The 8,266-nt window shown below is 44.3% G+C and carries 6 protein-coding genes; 3 read left to right on the top strand and 3 right to left on the bottom strand.

Going from position 1 to position 8,266, the window contains the following annotated elements:
- Positions 1-346 precede the first annotated feature (346 nt).
- The 3 genes from KZ793_RS06985 to lsrR form a co-directional block, all read right to left on the bottom strand.
- On the bottom strand, positions 347-1,111 hold the full coding sequence (locus tag KZ793_RS06985) for a nucleotidyltransferase domain-containing protein (protein WP_225814713.1): 765 nt from the start codon (positions 1,109-1,111) through the stop codon (positions 347-349).
- A gap of 667 nt (positions 1,112-1,778) precedes the next feature.
- The gene (lsrK, locus tag KZ793_RS06980; RefSeq protein ID WP_225814698.1) at positions 1,779-3,371 is read right to left on the bottom strand and encodes an autoinducer-2 kinase; all 1,593 of its coding nucleotides are present in this window, start codon (positions 3,369-3,371) and stop codon (positions 1,779-1,781) included.
- Positions 3,372-3,460: 89 nt separating this feature from the next.
- Positions 3,461-4,462 carry a transcriptional regulator LsrR gene (gene lsrR / locus KZ793_RS06975; protein ID WP_198672793.1) on the bottom strand — a complete coding sequence of 334 codons (1,002 nt, stop codon included), beginning with the start codon at positions 4,460-4,462 and terminating at the stop codon, positions 3,461-3,463.
- A gap of 231 nt (positions 4,463-4,693) precedes the next feature.
- On the opposite strand from lsrR, the gene lsrA reads away from it, so the two are divergent.
- Genes lsrA through lsrD form a run of 3 tightly spaced genes read left to right on the top strand, consistent with a single transcriptional unit; the run spans position 4,694 to position 8,225 of the window.
- The gene (lsrA, locus tag KZ793_RS06970; RefSeq protein ID WP_225814697.1) at positions 4,694-6,229 is read left to right on the top strand and encodes an autoinducer 2 ABC transporter ATP-binding protein LsrA; all 1,536 of its coding nucleotides are present in this window, start codon (positions 4,694-4,696) and stop codon (positions 6,227-6,229) included.
- Entirely contained in the window at positions 6,223-7,224 is a 1,002-nt protein-coding gene (gene lsrC / locus KZ793_RS06965) for an autoinducer 2 ABC transporter permease LsrC (RefSeq protein WP_225814695.1), read from the top strand. Before lsrA ends, lsrC begins: the two co-directional genes overlap by 7 nt.
- Positions 7,221-8,225, top strand: coding sequence for an autoinducer 2 ABC transporter permease LsrD (lsrD, locus tag KZ793_RS06960; protein WP_317987447.1), 1,005 nt, complete (start codon positions 7,221-7,223; stop codon positions 8,223-8,225). Before lsrC ends, lsrD begins: the two co-directional genes overlap by 4 nt.
- The last annotated feature ends 41 nt before the right edge of the window (positions 8,226-8,266 follow it).

Raw genomic sequence — 8,266 nt, 5'->3', positions numbered from 1 at the left:
ACTGGCGCAAATTCGCCACTAATTCTGGCACCAGTAAGAATCCCATTAAGGGCGTTGGCTATATAATCATAATACGAGATCCCAACATCGGGATCTCAGGAATTACTAATCAATTGTCTCAATTGCTCTTTTATGATTTTTCCACTTGCATTTCTAGGTAAGGTTAAAAAAGTATATCCCTTAGGACGCTTATACCGTGCTATTACCGTACAAATATGATCGGCGGATTCGACTAATAAGCTACCCAATAATTAAATTATTGCACTAGCTAATGACTATGTTTAGATCCGAATTAATACTTTATCCATCGTAATATTCTTAGCTAAAATAACTAGAATCATTCCATCTATGAAATTGACTTCTCGGCTTGTACCATATTTAATCTCCCTGCCACTATTACACATGCGTCAAGTAATAAATAGAATAAGTTTTCTAATTCAGTTCGATTCCCAATAAGCAATTTTTGCCTTAACGTGTTCTCACATTCTTTTAGGTTTTGCGTATATTTAATAATGTCAGTGAGAATTTCATTGTCTTTGTAGTATTCCAAAACCTGCGTTTTCTTAGTTGGATAGAAACCACTTTTTAGGATTTGCAAAGGGCATAAACAACCATGATCAGTGAGTTTCATCATCAGTCCAAGCATATAATGTGACCGATGTCCATATGTACCAGAAATCAGATAAGAACGAGCTATCTGCCTTATAGCAAATAGATTGTTAATAATGCCATACACATCATCTTTCAATGACGGTTTCATTTCTAAAGCAAGATTACCATAGACACGCTTAGTTCCATTGATGAGCGCATATGTTCTGAAACTAGGATATTGATGAACATTCGATGCACTATATACGGAGATGGATAAATCCTTGAACCTGGATTGTGTTGAGCGGATGGCTTCAAGAATAACGGTATCGACTTCATCCACGATAGCGATAGAGTCTATATCTGAACCACTTCGCATATCACCTCTGGCAGCACTACCATGAAGATAAAAGGCTAATAATCTATCAGTTTCTAAGGTAATAAAGACTCGCAATATGGGCAACGCTAAAGACTGCTTGTCTGTATATATCAAGATTCCCTTTGATATCAGAGAGTACCACATCACCGATTTTTTCCGACCGTAAGAGCCAAGGATTCTTAGTAAATTGCCACATACAATGAGGCGGATAACATGATAACTCGCTAATAGTAAGGTAATTTAAGGTAAACTCAAAAAACTCCGCCTGAGGGTATCTTAGTGATGTAATACAACCTGTGACGAAATTATCAGGTACAATCACGTAGAAATGCCTCACACACCGAGAAGAATAATCGAGTTGGCGGAGATATGAATCAGTTTCCACAATACCAAGGAGATTCTCTCCAAAAACTTCTAATGCGGACTGAATAAAATAGTCAGTTCTTGCGTCCATATAAATTTACTCTTTGACATCCTTCCCGCCCTAAAAAGGGTGTCGCAAAAGGCCGGGGTTTTACAGCGCACCACATAATAATTGTGATAATTGCTAAATAGATTTTTTGAATTAGCTTATGCAGGGTAGCTATTAAAAAGTAGTTTAATTAATTATGGCAGTCAAGAAAGCTAATTTGATTACTGTCACAATAAGAAATCATTACCGTCAATCTACGAATAAATTGAATAAAAAAATCAATTAATAATGACAATTATCTTTAAAGATTGTGATTCAGACATAAGAATATTTGGTGCACAAGCCGTATATCAGCGCAAGCACACCCAACAAATCATCAGCAAACCAAATGGTTGTAAGTTATAATCCCGGCGCCTTCCACAATGACGTTGTTAAACCATTATCAACCAGCGTTAACTGATCGGCATATATCGCCTGCCAGTTCTGTTTAGCCTTTTGATACACGTCATAATGTTCAGGATTTGGCTGATATTCATGTTGCCAACGCACCAGTTTTTCCCCTGTAACCACCATTGCATCATAAAGCCCAACCCCCACTCCAGCAGCAATTGCACACCCCAAAGCGGTTGATTCTTTCACCATCGGCACCCTAACCGGCAACCCTGTCACATCAGATAGAATCTGGCTCCACAATTTTCCTTTTGAACCCCCACCAGCGAATACCAGTGAATCTGGCTTCACCGCTGAAAAGGCAGCAATTAGATCCAGATTGCAGGCCGAGACAATCGCTGCGTTCTCTTCCAACGCGCGGAAGAGCGTCGCTTTATTGCATTTCTCAGGATCAATGGAAAGGTTAATAAAGGAAGGTGCGGCGTGATACCAAGCTTTAAACCGCATCACATCAGAGAAAATTGGCATGATACCGTAAGCGCCTGCCGGAACTCTGGCCGCCATATCTTCCAGTAAGCTATAAGTATCAACGCCAAGACGCTCCGCCAGCAGCTTTTCTTCCGCGCAAAATGCATCCCTAAACCAACGCATAGTTAAGCCAGTAAAGAAACTAATGGACTCCGCCTGAACCATGCCGGGAATAACATGAGGATTTATCCGTGTATTCATATTTGGGTCAGTGACCGGCGCCGGCAAATTGACAACCTGCTGCCAGAAAGTACCACCGATAATGGCGGTCTGAGCTGGCTTGACAACACCTAAACCAAGACAACCAAGTTGTACATCACCACCGCCCATAATGACCGGTGTGCCAACATTCAGCCCACATTGAGCAGCCGCTTTCTCCGTGACGTAGCCTAACAAAATGCCAGTCTCTTTTACCGGCGAGAGAATATCAGAACGCAATCCTGCCATTTCAAGCAAATCGGGACGCCAATCACGGCTCACCAGATCCAGCATACCTGTCGTACCGGCATTAGAGGGATCAACAGCCAATTCACCACTGAGCATATTTGCCAGCCAGTCGCTGATCATGGTCAAAGCGGCTGCCTGACGATAAATATCCGGGCGATGGTGAGCCAACCATAACAGACGAGGCATTGCACCTAACGCTAATGTTTGCCCTGAACACTGATACACATCATATTCAAAAGTGTTGTCATACAGCGCCTTCAATTCACTGACTTCATGGCTGGAACGCGCATCCACATTAGCACAAGCCCAAATCGGCTCACCATTTCGGTTATAAAGCACAATGCCTTCCCGCATGGAACAAGACGCCACCCCCTGAATAGCACTGGCGGGCAATTGCGCGGTTTTCAGCGCCTGGCGAATACATTGGCAAGCAAGTTGCCAATTCGTCGCTAAATCAAACTCCATTGAACCCGGTACATCAGGTACAGGCTGATGTATCCATTCAGCCTGCCCTGCGGCGATCTGATTTCCTTCAAGATCAAATATCACTGCACGAACACTCCCTGTTCCTGCATCAAGCGCCATCAGATATTTTCCCGATGGATTAGCACTACGGCGTTGATTCATGATGCTATCCTCAGTTTAATCACTTTTTGAACTTATAGCCTTACCTCAAATTGTTTCTGCTTATTCCACGGATAGAGTAAATATAGGGTTCAGCGCAGCAAATTCAGCATTGCTTTGGCAGTCTGTTCTTCCGTCACCAGTCCATTGATATATTGACCATTCAGCGCAGCAATAATGGCTTCCGCTTTCTCTTCCCCGCCCGCAACGCCAATCACTGTTGGGATGGTTTTCAGTTCTGGCATGGAGATACCAATCAGCTCCTGATGAATCTGTATATCTTCCACCAGCTCACCATCAGCGCACATAAAATAGCCAAGGATATCGCCCACAGCGCCTTTCCGACCAAACATGAGCTGTTCGCCACCACTGATATAACCAGAACGCATGATTGTCGCCTGCTGTTTCTGATTAACTGCACCAATACCAACGATAGCAATATCAGCCGCACAAGCCGCTAGCAAAACATCACGGACACTGCTCTCCTGACGGAATGTTTCAGCAACTTGAGCCGTCGAAGCACGTAATGGGGCGGGAATAATACTGATTGAACAGGCCGCATCCAGTTGACCAATACCAGTCATATAAGGACCGACACCACCAGATAATGTGACTAACCTAATTTGCTGTGATGAGATGAAACCACTTAAATGTTGCAATGTGCACATGGTGGTTTCACCAAATCCCACAGCCAATAATTGCTGCGGTTCAATCAACGCCATCAGCAAATGTGCCGCACCAACCCCCAATCTGGCATTAAGATTCATATTCGCCAGTGCAGGCAAAACGCGCACCTGTTTCAAAGAGAAATGTTTTTGCAAGGTATCTTCCAGCGCTAAACACCCCTCATAACGAGAGTTAATTTGTACCCGAATGACACCTGATTGCCGCCCTTTCTCCAGTAATCTGGAGACTTTTAACCGGCTCAAACCAAGCAAATCTCCGATGTCACCTTGTGTCAGGCCATCGTGATAATAAAACCATGCAATACGCGCAAGCAGCTCTTCTTCACTCATGCTATTACCCGGATAAGCGTCCTCGGACGATACATTTTTCTCTTTAGTTGATTTTTCTTTCACTGATTTTATCGACATAACCACTTTCTTTTATCCGCACTCAACAGATAACCATTAAAACGTATAACACACCAGAGTCTTACCGCAAAAATTTGAACACAATTCAATGAATATACAAATTTTTCACAAAACGTGATCTAAATATTGCCAAGGTCACAATTTAACAGCTACTATGTTGAACAATTATTTTTTAAATATATAAATGTTCATTTTGTCTGCCTCCGCACCTGCATGTAAGAGGATGCCGCGATGTTACATAACAACACCGCAGTACCACCACTATTAGAAGTCAGTGGCATCAGTAAGCAATTTTCCGGCGTAATGGTACTGAAACATATTGATTTTACTCTGTTTCCAGGACAGATACATGCTCTGTTAGGGGGTAATGGCGCAGGCAAATCAACACTTATGAAGATTATTGCCGGTATAGAACAACCGGATAAAGGTACGCTCAAGATTAGCGATAATCATGTTAGCCATCTTAATCCCACTAAAGCCCATCAACTCGGTATTTATCTGATACCACAAGAACCATTACTATTCCCGAATTTATCTGTACAGGAAAACATCCTGTTTCGTTTGCCAAAGCATCAGGTAGATAGGTCAAGAATGAAACAGCTACTAGCATTACTTGGCTGTCAATTGGATCTATATGTCAGTGCTAGCAGCCTTAATGTTGCCGATCAGCAACTGGTAGAAATTATGCGTGGCCTGATGCGTAATTCGAAAATATTAATCCTTGATGAACCTACCGCCTCCCTAACACCCGTAGAAACCGAACGCTTATTTGCCCAGCTCCGTGAGTTACAACAGCAAGGTGTCGGCCTCATTTTTATTTCTCACAAAATCCCTGAAATTTACCAACTAGCGGATCAGGTCAGTGTCATGCGTGACGGCAGTATTGCTTTAAGCGGTAAAATCCGCGATTACACAACGGATGACATTATTCAGGCCATTACACCGGCTGCGAAAAATCAGCCATTAAATGGCACCCCAAAATTGGGACTGGATCTCAGCAATAACCCGCATCAGACAGCATCAGATCGACCAATATTGACAGTCACCAAACTGAGTGGCGAGGGTTTCAGCAATATCACATTCTCAGTGAAACCGGGTGAGATTCTTGGCTTGGCCGGGGTTGTTGGTGCAGGTCGCACAGAACTGGCTGAAACACTTTATGGCCTGCGCCCTGCGATATCCGGCGAAATCAAGTTAAAACAACATACTGTTAATGGGCTAAAAACTGCTCAACGTCTGGCTCAGGGTTTGGTTTATTTGCCGGAAGATCGACAGTCATCAGGGTTATTTCTGGATTCATCACTCGGCTGGAATATCTGCTCACTAACCCACAACCGCAATACATTCTGGATACGCCCTGCCTATGACACAGCGGTACTTGAGCGCTATTGCCAAATACTGAATATCAAATTCAGCCATATCAACCAACCGATTAAAACACTGTCCGGCGGTAATCAACAAAAAATTCTGATTGCTAAATGCCTGGAAGCTCACCCCGCCGTCCTTATTATTGATGAACCTACACGTGGTGTGGATGTCGCGGCACGCAATGATATTTACCAACTGATTCGTCATATCGCCCAGCAGCAAGTGGCCATTATTTTTATTTCATCCGATCTGGATGAAGTGGTTCAAATAGCTGATCGGGTATTAGTCATGCATCAGGGAGAAATCAATGGCGAGTTAACTAAGCAACAGATGGATGTTGACACCATTATGCATATCGCCTTCGGCGAACATAAACCACAACAGGCGGCATCATGTTGAAACTTATCCAGAATAACCGCGAAATTACCGCATTGATTGCTATTCTCTGCCTGTTTGGCTTACTCAGTGTTATCGACCACCAGTACTTTAGCTTACAAACTGTCACCCTAGTTTTCGGCAGTGCGCAGATCCTTATCTTGCTTGCAATGGGGGCGGCACTGGTCATGCTGACTCGCAATATTGATGTTTCTGTCGGCTCCATTGCCGGCTTATGCGCAGTCATTATGGGAATGTCACTGAATGCCGGCTTGAGCCTGCCCGTTTCCTGCCTGTTGACTCTTCTGCTCGGCATGTGTGCCGGATTCTTCAATGGTGCACTGGTCACCTGGTTGAAAATTCCCGCGATTGTTACCACCCTCGGCACGTTGGGGCTTTACCGTGGACTGATGTTATTGCTTACTGACGGTAAATGGATTGAAGGCTTACCGGACGAATTAAAGCGCCTTTCCACACCTTTATGGTTCAATATCTCACCTATCGGCTGGCTGTTAATGATCCTGATATTAGCAATGGCGTGGATACTAGCAAAAACCACTTTTGGCCGGAGCTTTTACGCCACGGGAGACAACCTGCAAGGCGCTCGGCAACTGGGCGTTCGTACAGATAGCATTCAAATTATCGCCTTCTCCGTGAATGGGGTCATGGCAGCGCTGGCCGGAATTGTTTTTGCTTCCCAAATTGGTTTTATCCCAAATCAGACCGGCAGTGGGCTGGAAATGAGAGCTATCGCAGCTTGCGTGCTAGGCGGTATCAGTCTGCTTGGCGGCACCGGTACAGTGATCGGTGCTATTTTAGGCGCATTTTTCCTGACGCAGATAAACAGCGGATTAGTACTGCTAAAACTCCCTGCCTGGTGGAACGATTTTATTGCCGGATTTGTTCTGCTGGCGGTATTGATTTTTGATGGGCGCCTTCGTTGGGCCATCGAAAAAAATATCCGCCAACAAAAATATGCCCGGTTCCTCAAAAATGACAAAAGTAATCAGGTGACATAATGAATATCGGTCAACGTTATGGCTGGGAATTCGCCTTAGCCGCATTACTGATTATTGAAATTCTACTGTTTGGCATAGCAAACTCGCGCATGCTGGATATCAATATATTGTTGCTCAGTACCAGTGATTTTATCTGTATCGGGATTGTGGCCTTGCCACTGACTATGGTTATTGTGAGTGGTGGTATTGATATTTCATTCGGCTCAACCATTGGTCTGTGCGCGATATCGCTCGGAGTGATGAATCAAGCCGGTATGCCAATGGCCGCCGCTATTCCTTTGACGCTATTGGTCGGTGCAATATGTGGAATAATCAATGCAGCACTCATTTTATATACCGGCATTAATCCATTGGTTATCACACTCGGTACCCTATATCTGTTCGGTGGCAGTGCCCTGCTGCTTTCCGGCATCTCCGGTGCAACCGGTTACGAAGGTATTGGGGGCTTTCCACAAACATTGACTGATTTTGCTAATTTGACTTTGTTTGGCCTACCTATGCCATTGATGCTATTTCTACTCTGTGTCCTTATTTGCTGGCTGTTCATGCATCGTACACACAGTGGACGCAATATTTTTCTGATTGGGCAAAGCAGTAAAGTTGCCCGTTACGCGGCAATTCCCGTTGCCCGAACCCTGTATCTTCTCTATACCCTGACCGGCATAGCTTCTGCTATCGCGGCCATTGTATTAGTTTCCTATTTTGGATCAGCGCGCTCTGACCTCGGCACGTCATTTCTGATGCCAGCAATCACTGCGGTAGTCTTAGGGGGAGCCAATATTTACGGTGGTTCAGGTTCAATTATCGGCACAGCGCTGGCTATATTATTAATTGGTTATTTACAACAGGGATTACAGATGGCTGGCGTCCCCAATCAGGTATCCAGTGCCCTTGCCGGTGCCCTGTTAATTATTGCCGTGGTAGGACGTTCCATCAGCCTGCACCACCACCAAATCCGTGACTGGATACAGCGATGGCGAAATCAGAGATTGTCTTCATAAACCTACAGAATGAATTTTATGACATTACAGTCCCTCTGAAA

It is taken from the genome of Photorhabdus antumapuensis, assembly GCF_020387775.1.
GTDB classification, from domain to species: Bacteria; Pseudomonadota; Gammaproteobacteria; order Enterobacterales; family Enterobacteriaceae; genus Photorhabdus; species Photorhabdus antumapuensis.
Note: the sequence above shows the minus strand (reverse complement) of the source record. Positions and strands in the feature narration are given on the sequence as shown.

Excerpts from the sequence above, each read along its gene's own strand:
- lsrA (WP_225814697.1), top strand. The coding sequence starts at position 4,694 with ATGTTACATAACAACACCGCAGTACCACCACTATTAGAAGTCAGTGGC.
- lsrC (WP_225814695.1), top strand. The coding sequence starts at position 6,223 with ATGTTGAAACTTATCCAGAATAACCGCGAAATTACCGCATTGATTGCT.
- lsrK (WP_225814698.1), bottom strand. The coding sequence starts at position 3,371 with ATGAATCAACGCCGTAGTGCTAATCCATCGGGAAAATATCTGATGGCG.
- KZ793_RS06985 (WP_225814713.1), bottom strand. The coding sequence starts at position 1,111 with ATGTGGTACTCTCTGATATCAAAGGGAATCTTGATATATACAGACAAG.
- lsrR (WP_198672793.1), bottom strand. The coding sequence starts at position 4,462 with ATGTCGATAAAATCAGTGAAAGAAAAATCAACTAAAGAGAAAAATGTA.